Annotated in this window: 14 protein-coding genes; 5 read left to right on the forward strand and 9 right to left on the reverse strand. The window is 62.6% G+C overall.

Going from position 1 to position 13,421, the window contains the following annotated elements:
* Window positions 1-113 precede the first annotated feature (113 nt).
* The gene (locus AC1RJ5_RS15340) at window positions 114-1,010 is read right to left on the reverse strand and encodes a hypothetical protein (RefSeq protein WP_493114144.1); all 897 of its coding nucleotides are present in this window, start codon (window positions 1,008-1,010) and stop codon (window positions 114-116) included.
* Between the two features lie 427 nt (window positions 1,011-1,437).
* Here AC1RJ5_RS15340 and AC1RJ5_RS15345 point away from each other — a divergent pair, with 427 nt between their 5' ends.
* Both AC1RJ5_RS15345 and AC1RJ5_RS15350 read left to right on the forward strand, forming a co-directional pair.
* Window positions 1,438-2,178: a hypothetical protein gene (locus tag AC1RJ5_RS15345; RefSeq protein WP_493114146.1), complete on the forward strand. Its 741-nt coding sequence runs from the start codon at window positions 1,438-1,440 to the stop codon at window positions 2,176-2,178.
* Window positions 2,179-2,205: 27 nt separating this feature from the next.
* Window positions 2,206-2,634 (forward strand): hypothetical protein, encoded by a 429-nt coding sequence (locus AC1RJ5_RS15350; RefSeq protein WP_493114148.1) that lies wholly within the window; start codon window positions 2,206-2,208, stop codon window positions 2,632-2,634.
* Here AC1RJ5_RS15350 and AC1RJ5_RS15355 read toward each other — a convergent pair.
* Genes AC1RJ5_RS15355 through AC1RJ5_RS15375 form a run of 5 tightly spaced genes read right to left on the reverse strand, consistent with a single transcriptional unit; the run spans window position 2,576 to window position 9,029 of the window.
* On the reverse strand, window positions 2,576-3,064 hold the full coding sequence (locus tag AC1RJ5_RS15355) for a lysozyme (protein WP_493114150.1): 489 nt from the start codon (window positions 3,062-3,064) through the stop codon (window positions 2,576-2,578). The two genes, AC1RJ5_RS15350 and AC1RJ5_RS15355, sit on opposite strands and share 59 nt — an antisense overlap.
* A gap of 22 nt (window positions 3,065-3,086) precedes the next feature.
* Window positions 3,087-3,542, reverse strand: a complete 456-nt coding sequence (locus AC1RJ5_RS15360) for a hypothetical protein (protein WP_493114152.1) — start codon at window positions 3,540-3,542, stop codon at window positions 3,087-3,089.
* Between the two features lie 32 nt (window positions 3,543-3,574).
* Window positions 3,575-4,924, reverse strand: a complete 1,350-nt coding sequence (locus tag AC1RJ5_RS15365; protein WP_493114154.1) for a tail fiber domain-containing protein — start codon at window positions 4,922-4,924, stop codon at window positions 3,575-3,577.
* Window positions 4,925-4,926: 2 nt separating this feature from the next.
* Entirely contained in the window at window positions 4,927-5,532 is a 606-nt protein-coding gene (locus AC1RJ5_RS15370) for a DUF4376 domain-containing protein (RefSeq protein ID WP_493114156.1), read from the reverse strand.
* Entirely contained in the window at window positions 5,529-9,029 is a 3,501-nt protein-coding gene (locus AC1RJ5_RS15375) for a hypothetical protein (protein WP_493114158.1), read from the reverse strand. Before AC1RJ5_RS15375 ends, AC1RJ5_RS15370 begins: the two co-directional genes overlap by 4 nt.
* 201 nt (window positions 9,030-9,230) lie before the next feature.
* Here AC1RJ5_RS15375 and AC1RJ5_RS15380 point away from each other — a divergent pair, with 201 nt between their 5' ends.
* The 3 genes from AC1RJ5_RS15380 to AC1RJ5_RS15390 all read left to right on the forward strand — a co-directional run bounded on the left by AC1RJ5_RS15380 (window position 9,231) and on the right by AC1RJ5_RS15390 (window position 11,000).
* A complete protein-coding gene (locus AC1RJ5_RS15380) occupies window positions 9,231-9,770 on the forward strand; it encodes a demethoxyubiquinone hydroxylase family protein (RefSeq protein ID WP_493114160.1) in 540 nt (179 codons plus the stop codon).
* Window positions 9,771-9,908: 138 nt separating this feature from the next.
* Window positions 9,909-10,463, forward strand: a complete 555-nt coding sequence (locus AC1RJ5_RS15385; RefSeq protein ID WP_493114162.1) for a hypothetical protein — start codon at window positions 9,909-9,911, stop codon at window positions 10,461-10,463.
* A 102-nt stretch (window positions 10,464-10,565) separates the two neighbouring features.
* The gene (locus tag AC1RJ5_RS15390) at window positions 10,566-11,000 is read left to right on the forward strand and encodes a hypothetical protein (protein ID WP_493114164.1); all 435 of its coding nucleotides are present in this window, start codon (window positions 10,566-10,568) and stop codon (window positions 10,998-11,000) included.
* 739 nt (window positions 11,001-11,739) lie between these two features.
* On the opposite strand, the gene AC1RJ5_RS15395 is transcribed toward AC1RJ5_RS15390, so the two are convergent.
* The 3 genes from AC1RJ5_RS15395 to AC1RJ5_RS15405 are packed head-to-tail and all read right to left on the reverse strand — an operon-like array spanning window position 11,740 to window position 13,420.
* Window positions 11,740-12,174, reverse strand: a complete 435-nt coding sequence (locus AC1RJ5_RS15395; RefSeq protein ID WP_493114166.1) for a DUF6950 family protein — start codon at window positions 12,172-12,174, stop codon at window positions 11,740-11,742.
* Window positions 12,171-12,821: a hypothetical protein gene (locus tag AC1RJ5_RS15400; RefSeq protein ID WP_493114168.1), complete on the reverse strand. Its 651-nt coding sequence runs from the start codon at window positions 12,819-12,821 to the stop codon at window positions 12,171-12,173. The genes AC1RJ5_RS15395 and AC1RJ5_RS15400 overlap by 4 nt, the downstream gene beginning before the upstream one ends.
* Before the next feature lie 2 nt (window positions 12,822-12,823).
* On the reverse strand, window positions 12,824-13,420 hold the full coding sequence (locus tag AC1RJ5_RS15405) for a hypothetical protein (protein ID WP_493114170.1): 597 nt from the start codon (window positions 13,418-13,420) through the stop codon (window positions 12,824-12,826).
* Window position 13,421 lies beyond the last annotated feature (1 nt).

Here is a 13,421-nt window from a genome sequence, read left to right on the forward strand (position 1 = left end):
GGGCGTCCGCGAGGTCTCCCTACGACTAAGCCCCGGTCCTTTCGCAAGGACCGGGGCGCTGGTTCAGCGAAGATTTCGGAGCGCAATATCTGGCCCGCCCACACCTAATTGCGTTAGGTGACGTGGTTCTGGGGGCCTTTCGGGAAAATCGCGACCGAATGGGCTTCGCCGATGGTTTCGGGTGCGGCCCCCCTGAATGAGGCTACGACACATATTTCCGTTTCGTGATGTTTGTCGAAAATATCTTGATATAGAACAAGGCAATAGACGAAGAGATCAATCTTCCGCCCGATGAAATCGTCGAATTCAGTACCAGAAATGAAGACGGGCTGGCTGTGGACGACTTGGCCAGGACCAACGGACGCGAGTGGTCCAGGATATAGATCAGGAGCGATGGCTGGGGGCTCTGAACCGAACTCCCCAATTTCATATTTGGTCACGATACCGCAGCGGACAGCGGGGCTCTGGCCTGTGTTTTTTATTCCTAAGGCTATGTGGAAACCCATTATTTTAGGATCAGCACTCGACTTATCCAGCACTGTTCCCGAAAGCGGGGTTTCGAATGTCATCCATGCTCGGATCGCTCTCAACGTTTGTTCCGCTGCGTCTGCGGCCCTCTTGGCCTCTCCAGAACCTGTCTCCGTGTGCTTGGCGGCGTCCTTCGCATAGACGCCGGCACGGATAGCCGCGAACATGGTTATGGCGCCTATTAACGCGCCAACGCCACCTAGAACCCAGGCCGCGGCTGCGGAAGACAGCGCAGCGTCTGCGGCCTTCCATTGAGCGCACAGTTCAGAACTGCGATCTTCGTTGCCGCCCTGACATCCGCGATCAGCCGACTGGGTTGTCGCCTGCTGTTTAGGGAGGCCAGCGGTTCGTTCAGGTATCTTGCCCGAACGTTCTTGAGAAACGGGCGGTTGCGGAACATTGTTCTGCTTTAGTGGCGCGGTTGCGGATAACATGAGCCATCCGATGGCGGTCACAGACAAGTACCTGAAGATGTTGAGCATTTGATGTATAGAGCCGCTTTGATTTCCCCGACTGCTATTGTTCATGATATTGTACGATGAGTCCATGCCATGATGCGGTGCGCGAGCGCGGTAGGATTGACTATACTCGACACATCGCTGCTCCAGTTATTGGCTACCAGTGTTCGCTCGCTCTTTTGTCTGATGAAGGAACCCGACTCGCCCGCCACGCGTAGCACCAGGCGCAACACGCTCCGCTGTTCCCCGGTCTCCGCGCCATAGGCGACGCCATCCAGGATCTCGAGCGACAGTTTAATGAGTGAGAGCTGAAAGGCACGGCCCATAGGGGCGGAACATAGTTAGAACATTCGAGTCGGTGCAATGCGGAGAATCATCGGCTACTCTTGGGTTGCCTGAGCGAGCACGTTGCAAAAAGATGAACATGCAAACTGACAACACGGAGTCGGCCATGTTCCTGATCCCGACCCTTCGCCCTCAAGATGCGCCGATGCTGATGAGGATTGAGTTGCCGGAAGAATTCCAGGAAGTCGCGCACAGCTTGTGGCTCCATCTCAGTCAGATGAAACAACACTGCCTGGAGTTTTCATCTAGCGTGGCATTGGCCGATTACACTGCGGCGAATCTGGATCGTGCGCGAGCAGATTACAAGCGGACTAGGAAGATCGGGGACCCACCCTTCCCGGAGCATGAATGTCTCTGGACACAGTGGAATTTCGCTGCGGGGCGATCAGGGGGATTGGCGCTGCGGAATTACGTCACCGCCCTCGATGCGGTGCAAGGTTTGGCCGGGAGCGTCGGTCCGTGGCGCGATGTTGTCGACACCGGCAAAATCAAGCAAAGCCGCAAGAGTTTCGACAGTCGCTTCCCTGGCATACATAAAATTCGGCACGCCATCGCGCATCCTGAGTTCTTTCCGAACCCAAATAAGAAAATGGCGCACAAATCCGATTTTGAGGTGAAGTCTGGAGATTTCGTTGCGATCAAGGGTGAGGCGGGCGGATCAATACAGAACGCCATGATATACGGGACATTCTCGACCACATTCGAGGGCGAGATGTACACTTATGATTTCAACAAGGACGCTGCTGAATTCGTAGTAGTTAACATGGCGCAAGTTTTCGACAGCTTTGACGCCGTTGCGGCCTTTTCTGGCGCGCAGAATAGGGAACGCGCCAAGCAGCTACCCTGAGGATCGGAGCTCCGCCTGCAGAGCGTCATGCGCTTTGTTGCTACGGTCGATGGCATTCTCCAGCGGAACCCTGTCCGCTGGATCGAGAGCATCGCTCGAAGGATGGGTCAGCCGGGCAGCCATCAGCGCTTCAAACGCGGCGCGGTCGCCGAGGGCCACCTTGCTTCGTGTCGCACTATCGAGCGCGCCAGCACCGAACGAAGCAAGCTCGGCCGTGACCGCGTAGCCCGTCTCGATGCCGACGGCGCGATCGGCCGCCTGGGCGATAACCGCTTCGGTTGGCGGCCGGACCTCGAATGCAGCGCACGCAGAAAGGCTCGCCGCCAGGCGAGTGCCAGGATCATCTTCATGATCGTCTCCTTGGAATTTGCCGCGAAGCCGCGCGGCGCGGATGGCTTCAGATCGAGAAGGGCTTGCCCTGATAGGCTGCGGCTTCGGCCGCGCGCCGGCGAGTGAGTCCCGCCATGACCTTTCCGTTCGCCTTGTTCCAGCGCGCGAACTGCGCCGCGGCGCCGATATGGTCCCCGGCGCGGTGAAGTTTGAGCAGCGTGCTCGAATGGAAGTTGCCCACGCCGATGTTGTAGGCGAGGCTTACCATTGCGTCGAATTGACCGGCATTGGTCGGCACAGTGCCGAGCAACGCTGCGATCTGGGCGGCGAACGCCACCAGGTCGCGCTCGAAACGGGCATCGCATTGGGCCTGCGACCAGACGGTCCCGCGCTTGATGTCCGGACCGGTAGAACCCCATCCGATCGTCCAGGGCGCACCGCCCGTTGCTGGATCGGGATACGCCAGGAACGTGCCGTTCGGCTGTCGTTTCTCGCAGCCCTCGAACCCCTTGATAATGGCGCGAGCCTTCGCCCCCGCCTGAAGCGTGGTTGCCATGCTGGTACTCCTTTCGATGCAGCTATTTTGGGGGGATGGTAGCCTGCGGGTGCGGCTTGAGCGCAGCATACTGGTCAGGGGCACGCCCATCGATCGTGTCGGCGACGATCGCTTCCCCGGAGCGGGTTATCTGCACTTCCTGTCGAACGACCCCGATCGTCTCTTCGGCGAGCACCCGCACTTCGCTATCCACCTTGGCCACGAAGCGATCGGCGTACAGCTTCACCAACCGATCGGCACCCACGGCGCAAAGCGCGCTCACCAGCGCCGCCGGTTCCCCCTGGATGCCCGCCTGCTTGGCCAAGGTGTAGGCGATCAATATTACCGTGGGCAGCAACAGCACGTCAGACAGCACCATCCACGCCCGGATCTTAACGCCCTTCTTGAGCAGGAGCGCGTAGCGCGCGGCCAGTCCACAGGTCACGCCAAGCAGAATCCACCCGTACTTCGCCGCGACCCCCTCAAACACTGGCGTCATCGTCCGCCCCCTTTCAAATGCGATAGTCATGATCATGCCTGCGGAGCGGACGCTGCGAGCAGGAACATGGCCAGTTCCTCGTAGCGGATGCCCCAGCGCTCGAGCTGGTTGCCGGCCTTGTCGAGGACTGGCACCGCCCTGGTCACCGGCTGCTCGATCGTCACCATGACCGGCTCCAGGTGTACGGCCTGCTGCATGATGGGAGCGCCCTCCGCATCCTCGCCGATCCGCAGCATGACGGCCACGCCCTGCCCATCGACGAGCGGGATCTCTTCGAACACTGGCCGCACGTCATTGACTGTGCGCTCCAGCGCTCGCGCGACGCCGTCCTCCACTACGATGGTGGTTTCGGTGCGCTCGTAGGGCTCGGTCTTCTGCACGCGGACCTGCTCCATCACCTCCACTTCCTCCATGAGAGGGTCTCGGCACAGGAAGGCGTAAGCGAAGGGATCTTCGATGCCGGCCGCCAAGCCGGCGGCATGCACATCCTGAGCGAGAACGCCGAAGTGCAGCCGGGCACCTTCGCCCTTCGCCGCGATCGCGTCGTTGAAGCGATAGGGGAGGATGCGGATCGCGCGGGCCCAGGTGATCTCTTCGGGCGTCAGCTCGCCCTCACCCCGAACGGTCTTGAGCGCCGCATCCGACGTGTTGATGGTAGAGGTTGCGGCATAGACCGTCCCAAAGCGGCGGGACGCGGACCCGAGATTACGTGCATTGTCAGCACCGGGGATAATGCTGCCCGACGTGTCACAGCGGAAGGCTTCTGTCGTGCCAGCGACCTGGACGATCATCGCGCCGGCATTCTGAACGAGGCGCCCGGAATAGGAGGTGTCCGCCAACTGGATCGTCGCGCCGACGCCGGCAGTGTTCTCGAGCGCCAGCAGCGAAGTACCTCCCTGCCGGGCATTGATGCGCCATCCGCCGGGGTTGGTGGTGCCCAAGCCAAGGTTCCCGGACTCGTCCAGTCGAGCACTCTCCACCATGGTCGCGGTCGCGCCGGCAGTACCGATGGCGGCCGTCAGGAAGATGTGTCGACCCGCGCTCTGCTGATAGGCCGAGCCGGCGGCGCCCGTCTTCCGGTACTGGAAGGTGCCGGCAAAGCCGCCGGTTGGCCGATCCAGGTTGTTCAGAATGTAGAACCGCTCGTCGTTGGTATCGACGGATTGATGAAGCAGGGTTGGGTGTGCGCCGCCCTGGCTGACGGTGAGCGATCGGCCATATCCGTCAATCGGCGTGCCCCCCCAGCCGAAATTGGCCGCTGCGGTGATGATCGGGAGGGTGCCAGTGTAACGGTAGGGAACGCCGGCGCGCACAAGGACGAGGCCGTCTGTCGCCGCGATGGTGGTGGTCGCGGCTAGCGCGGAATAGTCGGTATCGGCCACGGTCAGCTCTCCGGTTCGGTGGGGGGAAGCGGCGGGCTGACCGGTTCCGTCGGGTAGCCCGCAGTGATATCAATTTCGAATATCTCGGCCGCGCCGGCGCCCGCATCGAGAGCCGCACCGATCGCGCTACGCGCGCTCTGGCGAGCGGCGTAGACCGCGCCGAGGAATGCGCGGACCACCCGGTTGATCATCAAGATCTCCGGAATGGTGACCGGCACCTTGATGTTGTCGCGGTTCAGGAACTCGGTTGCCCAGCCAGGCTCGCCATCCGCGAGCCGATCGCGCGCTTCCTCGACCAGCAGGCGGATCGCCGTCAGGCTTTTCTCATCAGTCTGAATCGGCCCGATGCCGATGAGCGTGAATCCGGCAACCGCGACTGCATCGCTATGCGCCTTTGCTCGCTCCCACATCTCGGCCGCTGCCTCAGCCGGGCTGGCGCGCAACACGACTGCGCCGGCATCCCAGTCCCAGCGTTCGCGCGCCAGGTCTGGCTCGCGGTCCAGCTCGGCAACCTCAAACAGATCGCCGTCATAGTGCGGGTGCAACCCATCGCAGCTGACGAGTTGCTCCTCGCTCGTGGCGCGATCGCGGATCATCCACCAGGTCACGAGCCGGTCCCCGCGAAGGTGCCGGAAAACGACATCGTCTGGCCGCTGGTGCCGGATGCCTTTCGGAAGGTCAGGCGGAACTCATAGGTGCTGCCCGCCGTCAGCCCGGTCTTCGTCACATTGACGTCTAGCGTGGTGTCCGTCGGGCCGTTGGTCTTGTCGTAGCTCGCCGGACCGTTGCTGAGGTACTCTGAACCGACGTCCGCCCAGCTGCCGCCCGGCACTCGCCATTGGGGCTTCGCGTAACCCGACTGCGAATAGACCCCGCTCGGCGCGTAAAGCGAAACGGTGAGCGAGGTGCTGAGCGCGACCTGGCCAGCGGTGCCGGCGACGCAGGTGAATGATCCGCTGTCCGCCCCGCCATAACTGGTCGAAGTGCTGGACGCGCTTGCGTTGACCGATCCGGAGGTGCCCGGATTGCCGGTGCTGCCCGTGTTGACCGGCGCCGCGGCGCGGGACCGCTGGACGATGACAGGGAAGTCGCGAGTCACGCCATTGTAGATCGAGCGGATCGTGAAGCTGGCCGAGTCCTTGCTGACGGCCGTGATGTTCGCCACGCCGTCGCCCGCGCCGATCGTCAGCGTCACCCCGTCCGCAGCGATGATCGACCAGGCGGTCGCCGTCGTCACATCGGTCGAACCCTGGAGACGCTTGTAGGGGAAATCCTTCGGCACCGCGCCCGCGTCGAGCACGCCGAGATAGTTGGCGCTGAAGCTGAGTGGCGTCGGCCCGGTGACGGAAGGCTGCACGAGCGCGGTGTTGTCGGCTGTCGAGATCCAGTCGGCACCGTTCCAGCGCGCAAGGACGCCGGTGCTGCCATTGTACCAGAGATCGCCGACCGCAGTCGCCGGCGGTACACCGGTTCCGGTGAAGGTGGTGACCTTGCCGTCGGCAGTGCCCTGAGCGCCGGCCGCCGCAGCGATCGCGGTGGCGATGCCAGTATCGCGCACCAGCACCCAGGCTCCTCCGGCCGCTGAGTTGGCCGATGCGCGGTACAGCTTGTTGCCATCGTCGGTGTCGGTCCAGAAGTCGCCCTCGCCGAACACAGCGGGTGCGCCGGGCTGATAGAAGGAGTCGATCTTGCCGTCGGCGGTTGCCTGCGCATTGGCCGCGTCGGATAGCGCCTGAGTGATCTGAGCAATTTGCGCCGGGGTGGCGCCCACAGTCGCCACTTCCGACCAGGAGGTGCCGTTCCAGCGCTTCAGCGACTTGGTGCTCGGCTGATACCAAAGGTCGCCGAAGCTCTCGGCGGTGGGCGTGGCCTCCTGGTTGAAGGTGGCGACCTTGCCGTCAGCGGTCGCCTGGGCGCCCGCCGCGTCGGTGAGCGCTTGAGCAATGCGCTGATCAGGCGCCGGTGCCCAAGGCGGATAGACGATCGCAGCACCACCGAAGGTGACCACGGTGCCGCCGATCGAGAGCCGACCGCTGCCAGGGAGGCGCCGATATTCGAAGTTGCCCGCATCGGTATCGACCCAGCGATCATTCTCGGCGCTCTCTGCGGCGGTCGGCGGCGATACCTGATAGAAGATGGTGCTTTTGCCGCTGGCGAGATCCTGCGCCGCTTCGGCAAGGTCGAGCGCGGCAGCCGCGTTGTCCGCAGCGGTGTCCGCGGTGGTGACTTCCGGCCCCAGAATGCGCCGACCGCCCAGAACCCCGCGCGATCGATAGCTGACCGCGACTTCGTAGGCAGTGGAAGGAAGAACCCCCGCGATTTCCTTGCGCGCAGTCGTGACCGGCTCGACGCCGGCCACGCTCCAATTGGCGTCGGCCGCCTGCCCGTTGACGAACCGCCGGTATTCGAAAGCCACGCTTTCTGCGGATCCGGCATCGACGGCGCCCGTAACCACGAGAGCCGGGAAGGTCACGCCGTCCTTCGTCAGGCCCGTCTCGGAGAGATCCCAAGCGGCCGCGCCGGGCACTGGCACCAGCGGCGGGCCGGAGAGGGCGGGCGTCGACGGTGGCGTAGTGGTCTGGCCGAGCGCGAAAGGATGCTTGCCCGGCGTTTCGCTCCGCGCCGTCATCGTCGCGATACCAGAGCCGGGATCGAGGTCGCGGTTCAGCAGCAGGATCGTCTGGCCGTTGAGGCCCATCTCCGGCAGCTGCGCGGTTACACAGTCGCCGGGTTTGAAGCCCATCCAGAACAACTTGAGCGGCAGCACGATCGGGCCGAACTCACGCGCGTTCTCGATGTCGTAGCGGACCGCCGTGGCGACCTGGTTCGCGTCCTGGATGAACGCATAGTCGAGCACCTTCGATCGCTTGCCGCGATCGGCCGCGACATATTCGGGCACAGAGATCGGAGGCCCCGGTAGCAGCTGCCAGTTGTTCGCCTCGAGGCGGTAGCGTGGCGTCACCGTGTTGATGCGCGCGCGGCGCGGCTGCGTTGCCGCAACCGATGCCTCGCCGACGACGTCATCGATGGTGATCGTGGCCAGGCTGACCTTCGGCGCGTTCACCAGGCAGCTGATCTTGGCGCCGAGAGCGAGGGGTTCGCCCATGCCAGCCTGCAGGAGCTTCTTCAGGCTATCCCACTTGTTGTCACCCGAGAAGATGACCCCGCCGACCTTCCAGCCATTCGCCTGCGCGATGTTCGCTCCATCCACGAACGATGCGACATCGATCCCCGCCCAGGGAGCGCCCATGCCCATGATGCGCTGGTACTTCGACGTCGGATCGGTTCGATCGCGCTGCCAGATGCCGTGCACCCACTTGAGGCCATGAAGATACGGGTCCTCGGAATATTCCCAGGTCGCCACGGCAGCATCGTACGCTGCGGTGTCCGCGGGGTCGGCCATGCGGTGGGGACCGCTCCCGCCGGGATAGGTGCTATCCTTGCGTGGATCGTAGCAAAGGCCGCCTTCGACCACCCACATCGGGGCGGGAACGCCATTTTGAAATAGCTTGGCCTTGGTGTCGAAGCGCAGGGTCCAGGCGGCAGCGGCGAGGCCTGAGAGCTTGTGGGCGGCTGACCATCCGGGCGGCGTGCCGGCTCCCATGCCGAAGCCGAGCGCCGTCGGCTGCGGCAACAGGCCGAGCTGCGTCGTCATCCACATGAAACCGGCAAAGGTGCCGATGGCCTGGCCGACGCCGTTGAACGAAACGGCGGTGCGATCGGCGGTGAACCCGCCCACCGACTTCACAGGCCCGACTGAAAGCACCGACACAAAGGACTGCCGGTCATTGTCGCCGGCGTCGGTGGTGTTGAAGCCTTTGCGCAGCACGATGTTGCCCGCCGACCCCGTCCTGCCAACCACATAGGGGAGGCCGGCGTCGGGATCGGCGCTGAAGCTTGTTTGCGACCCTGTCGCCTGCGCGGATGGTGGCTTTGCTGTCAGCCTCGCGGCGAGTGACAATCCGGCTGCGGCTATCGTGGCGACCGAGGCTACGGTCGCGGTCGCGGCAGCCGACAGGCCAATGGCGGTGCCGACCCCGGGGATTGCGAGTGTAAGCGCCACCACCGACACCACGATGGCGGCAGTCTTCAAGACTTTGCTCAAAGGAAGCCTCCTGGCGGAAGAAGGAATGCCGGTGCGATTGGAATCGGGGGTTCGATCCCGCAGGCTCGGTCTGATCGCCGCCTACTGGGATGCAAATGTCCACTGGTCAGGTCTGCGCCAGCTAGGCCGTAGACTTGTTAAAGCGGCCTGTCGGCAAGCGCCCCATTTGCAGACATTGCGCTGTCGTGGGATGACCCGGGCATGGCTCTGATCGCGCGGCTCAAATTAGGGGAGACATTGGGCGATCGCGTTATGAAAGTCGACCACGCCGGGGAGCATGGCGCGGTCTGCGTTTATCGGGCTCAGCGATGGTTTGCCAGATGGCGCGCGCCCGAGATTGTCTCCGAGCTAGATGAGTTCCTAGCACATGAGCGCGGTCATCGCGCGCAATTTGAAGCAGAACTGCATCGTCGCAACAAGCCGCGCTGTCGGAGTTACGCGCTGTGTGCAGCCGGCGGATTTTTCCTGGGCACGCTGACGGGGCTGGCTGGTCGCCAAGCTATCGCCGCCACCACAGTGGCAATCGAGCGCGTAGTGCTTCGACACATGCATGAACAGATTCAGGCGCTCGACGGTGTCGATCCTCGGGCCGCTGACACTTTGCGCCGGATCATTGTCGAGGAGCAGGAGCACCATGATCGCTCGGCCGCTCAAAGTCGCAATGGATATTGGGCAAGGATGATTGATCCGCTGGTCACATATTCCACAGAGGCCGTAATATGGCTGGGCATGCGCATATAGAAGCCGGATGGCAGCTTCCCACCCATCCGCCGTTTCGGTCCAAATTGGAGCGGCCAACAGCGGCCCAGCCGCTGACGCCCCAATTGCCGACATTCTGCGAGCGTGGCACGCTTGGCCTGATAAGCAGGGAAAGGCGTGATGCGGTTACCCATACGCAACAAGGGCGAGAACCCGCTGACAGTGTTCGTCGAGCTGCAATGCGAGCAGTTCGAAATTCCGGTCGGCGGGGAGGCGATTGTTCGGCTGGCGGAAGGTCGCCCACACTCAATTGATGTAGATCGTGATTGGGTCACAATATGGGACGAAGGTGGTGACGCATCAGTCGAGGTCATCTCCAACAGCGATAAGCGCGTTGATGACGCACTGATGCTTGCCCGGGTCTGGCTTCATAGGCTGGGAGCTGAAGCTGATGCGTTGCTTCTCGACAACACCGTGGAAAGTCTCGAACTGACGATCGGCTATCTCGCCGCACGACACCGCGTGTTTAAAGCTTTCTATGCCGGATTTTCGGGCCACGACGTCCAGTCCCAGTGGGATGAAACAATCGTCGCAGTTTGGCGCGCCGGGGGGACTGCTGCCCGTCTCAATGAGGCAGCTCGCAAGGCGCAGCCTTTCCCCGAGCTGAGCGCGGCCCCCTTCGACACCGACACCGCTCGCGCGGCTTTCAATCGAGCCTTGGGCAACGCCAGCTAACCACCGATAGTCGGCCATTCGGCGGTGGGACGGCCGACCCAAAAGCGGTCAGGCTGCAAACGCCCCATTTGCAGTCATTCGCCAGAGCGTTAAGGTCGCCGCATGGCCGAAGTCACTGACGTCCTGCCCGAGCTCCAGAAATGGAATGAGGGAGCCGGTATCTCGCCCGACGATTGGATTTATATCGAAGGGCGAGCCGATCACGCCCTCGGGTTCTGCTCGCTGTTTTGGCCGGATTTCATCGAGTTCGACGGCTATGTTCTACGCGCTCCGTTCGATTTGGAACGGCTGAGGGATTGGGAGCGAGCCGGGCATTCGCGGCAGCAGGTCGAGACAGCCATGAACGCTTTCCTTTTTGACCACATGTTCCCGGACGATGAAACTGAAGCGAGCCTGAAGAGCGTTCAACTTATCCGTCTTGCTACCATCATGGCTGACATGCTCGCGACTAAGCTGAACCGCGAATTTCCTGACCGCCGTTTCTCCACCTGCGTGCTGGAGCAAGCCGATTTCGGGTTATCTTTTCACCAAATCTAGCGTCCGCTCTGCCGTCCGAGCGGTGCCAGGCCGATCCGAAAGCGGTCAGGCTGCAAACGCCCCAATTATTGCCGTTCCGGGCCGCGAGGAGAGTGCCCGATTGCGGACGCTACTAATCGATCGGCGTAACCGATATGAGCTTGTCGATGACTATCTCGTGAGCAGACACACCGAGATGACCGTGGTGACCGGGAAACAGCGTTCGCCTGCCAACGAACTCGATAGCGTAAGTCTTTCCTGTGATTGTTTTTCCACTCGGCCGAACGTCACCTGGGAAGGTGATCCAGATATGCCCGTCCTTACCATCGTCTTGACACGATTGGGCAGGTGCCGGGCAGAAGCGTTGCCCTTCAAACGCATCTAACCACAATCCTCGCCATCTTTGAGGCTTGGTCATGGCAAAGCATTGATCGGTGCGCTCTGGCATCGCGTCGATACCGCCGAACCGTATTGCTTTTAGACAGCCCGCTGTCATCCCCGGTGACTCAAGGCTGATCCTCCGCATAATCTCGTCTGAGACCTTCGGCTTTGGACGATGGCAGGAACTTGCACCGACAAGGGCCAAGGTCGCCGCAACAGCTGTGAGGACTTTCGAGTGCACATTGGAAGCGTGGCCGCTGTCCGGAAAGTTGGCAAGTTCGCTAATCGGTTGTTCCGCCTACAGGCGGCCGTTCCGCTTCCCACCGAATATCAGCCGATCGACCGGGTACGCCAAAGCGGTCGTTTATGGGTCCACGACCTAGCTCCGCGGCGGAGCCCTCCACGCATCAACATATTCGAGTGGCTGAATAACCTGGACGCCCCCAGCGACGTCCTCGTGGTAAGCTGCTGCGCGACCGTTCCCGAGAGCGATAGCGAACGCCCCGAGGCCATCAACTGCCGGCAATTCCAGGATATCGCCAACGATGGCAGCCGCCGGCGCGATCCGCTCCAAGCCCAAATCATCGAGCGCGGCTCCCACTGATGAGAACCCCGCTGCGCGAAGCGCTTTCGTCGCGCTCGCCACAGTGCGGTAGGATCCTGACGGCGGCAGCTTCACCTTATAGCCGAGCTTCCGCAGGTGCGCCGCGATCATGCGGACACAGTCGTTGGTGCCCAGTCGAAGCGGCCTCGCCTTCCAGGCATCGAGGATCTGCTGCGCGGCATCGCGGCGGCGCACGAGAGGGTCTGTCATTCGCGGTACTCGAGGCTGCCGTCTTCGAACTTGTAGAATTTGCCGAACCCGTTCTGCACCACTGCCGACGGGTTGCCGGCCACTCCCCAGTAAACCGGCTCTGCAACACCGGTTACGTATTCGAGGCCAAACTCGTTCGGGAAGATGCTGCGGTGGAAGCCGTCCGAAAGGCGGGCGCTCTCGTCATCCTCGAACAGGCGCTCGAAAACGCTGACCACCTCGTAATCCAGCCGGCGGCCGTCGCCGGACGAGATCAGCGACGGAACGTCCAGCTCCCCCAGGAACAGGAGGTGAGGGTCAGGGATCACCAACCCGGTAAGCGGATTGATTGCCCCGAACCAGACGCGCACCTGAGACCCCTGCATGTCTGGTGCGGCGAGCGCCGCGGCGGCGGCGTCGCCGCTCGGCAGAATGGTCAGCGAGAATGCTGGCGCGCTGTCGCCGGTGCCGTCGGTGATGTCCTCGACATCGGAAAGCACCCCATAGGTTGCGTCCTCGCCGACATAGGTGCGGCCACCGAAGGAAAGGAGGCCGGCGCCATCAAGCAGGTTGACCTGAGCGGCGGGGAGATCGATCGAGACCGCGCCGAAAACGGTCGGCGCGTCAGCGCGGAGGGCGCTGTCGAGAGCGGGGGTGAGCGCGGTCATGGTCAGGCGCGCTCGGTGATGGTGATGGTCGGCACGTGCATTTTGGCGATGCTCAGTTCGACATCGATGCTCTGTCCGCCAACGATGCCCTCAATATAGGGCTTTGCGAACTCGCAGATTGCCCCGTTCGACGGCGGCACGCGCAGCATCGGGTGGATGCTCAATGTCACCTTGCCATCGCCGCCGGCTACCGCGTCTGCGCTCGCACAGTGCAGGTAGCGCCGGCCACCCTGGATGATGCTGAAGAACTGGCCCTCACGCACCTGGTAACCCGCGGTGAAGCCGCGCAGCAGGATCGCAGATCCTGCCTGCCCACCGCCGTCCACCACCGGATTGCCGGGCGCCCCGACCGAAAGCCCTGGCTGGGGAACCGGGAATAGTGCACCCTCTGTCTTCGCCCGGCGAAGGCGACTTGCGAGGATTCTGCCGTCAGGCTCCGGCTTGAGACGGGGATAGGAAATGTCGAGGGCGAAGCGATTCCCAAGTCGATTGAGGCGCTGATACGCGCCACCCTGAGGAGCCTTCTGGTCAGCCCCCCAGTCGAGCAATCTGGGGACCGCGACCTTGGGAAGGCGCGGTTGAGGCAGTTCTATTGCCATG

The organism is Sphingomonas sp. GW822-FHT03G08, assembly GCF_058801135.1.

Coding starts and splice junctions, on each gene's coding strand:
- AC1RJ5_RS15340 (WP_493114144.1), bottom strand. CDS start 1,010: ATGCTCAACATCTTCAGGTACTTGTCTGTGACCGCCATCGGATGGCTC.
- AC1RJ5_RS15345 (WP_493114146.1), top strand. CDS start 1,438: ATGTTCCTGATCCCGACCCTTCGCCCTCAAGATGCGCCGATGCTGATG.
- AC1RJ5_RS15350 (WP_493114148.1), top strand. CDS start 2,206: ATGCGCTTTGTTGCTACGGTCGATGGCATTCTCCAGCGGAACCCTGTC.
- AC1RJ5_RS15355 (WP_493114150.1), bottom strand. CDS start 3,064: ATGGCAACCACGCTTCAGGCGGGGGCGAAGGCTCGCGCCATTATCAAG.
- AC1RJ5_RS15360 (WP_493114152.1), bottom strand. CDS start 3,542: ATGACGCCAGTGTTTGAGGGGGTCGCGGCGAAGTACGGGTGGATTCTG.
- AC1RJ5_RS15380 (WP_493114160.1), top strand. CDS start 9,231: ATGGCTCTGATCGCGCGGCTCAAATTAGGGGAGACATTGGGCGATCGC.
- AC1RJ5_RS15385 (WP_493114162.1), top strand. CDS start 9,909: ATGCGGTTACCCATACGCAACAAGGGCGAGAACCCGCTGACAGTGTTC.
- AC1RJ5_RS15390 (WP_493114164.1), top strand. CDS start 10,566: ATGGCCGAAGTCACTGACGTCCTGCCCGAGCTCCAGAAATGGAATGAG.
- AC1RJ5_RS15395 (WP_493114166.1), bottom strand. CDS start 12,174: ATGACAGACCCTCTCGTGCGCCGCCGCGATGCCGCGCAGCAGATCCTC.
- AC1RJ5_RS15400 (WP_493114168.1), bottom strand. CDS start 12,821: ATGACCGCGCTCACCCCCGCTCTCGACAGCGCCCTCCGCGCTGACGCG.
- AC1RJ5_RS15405 (WP_493114170.1), bottom strand. CDS start 13,420: ATGGCAATAGAACTGCCTCAACCGCGCCTTCCCAAGGTCGCGGTCCCC.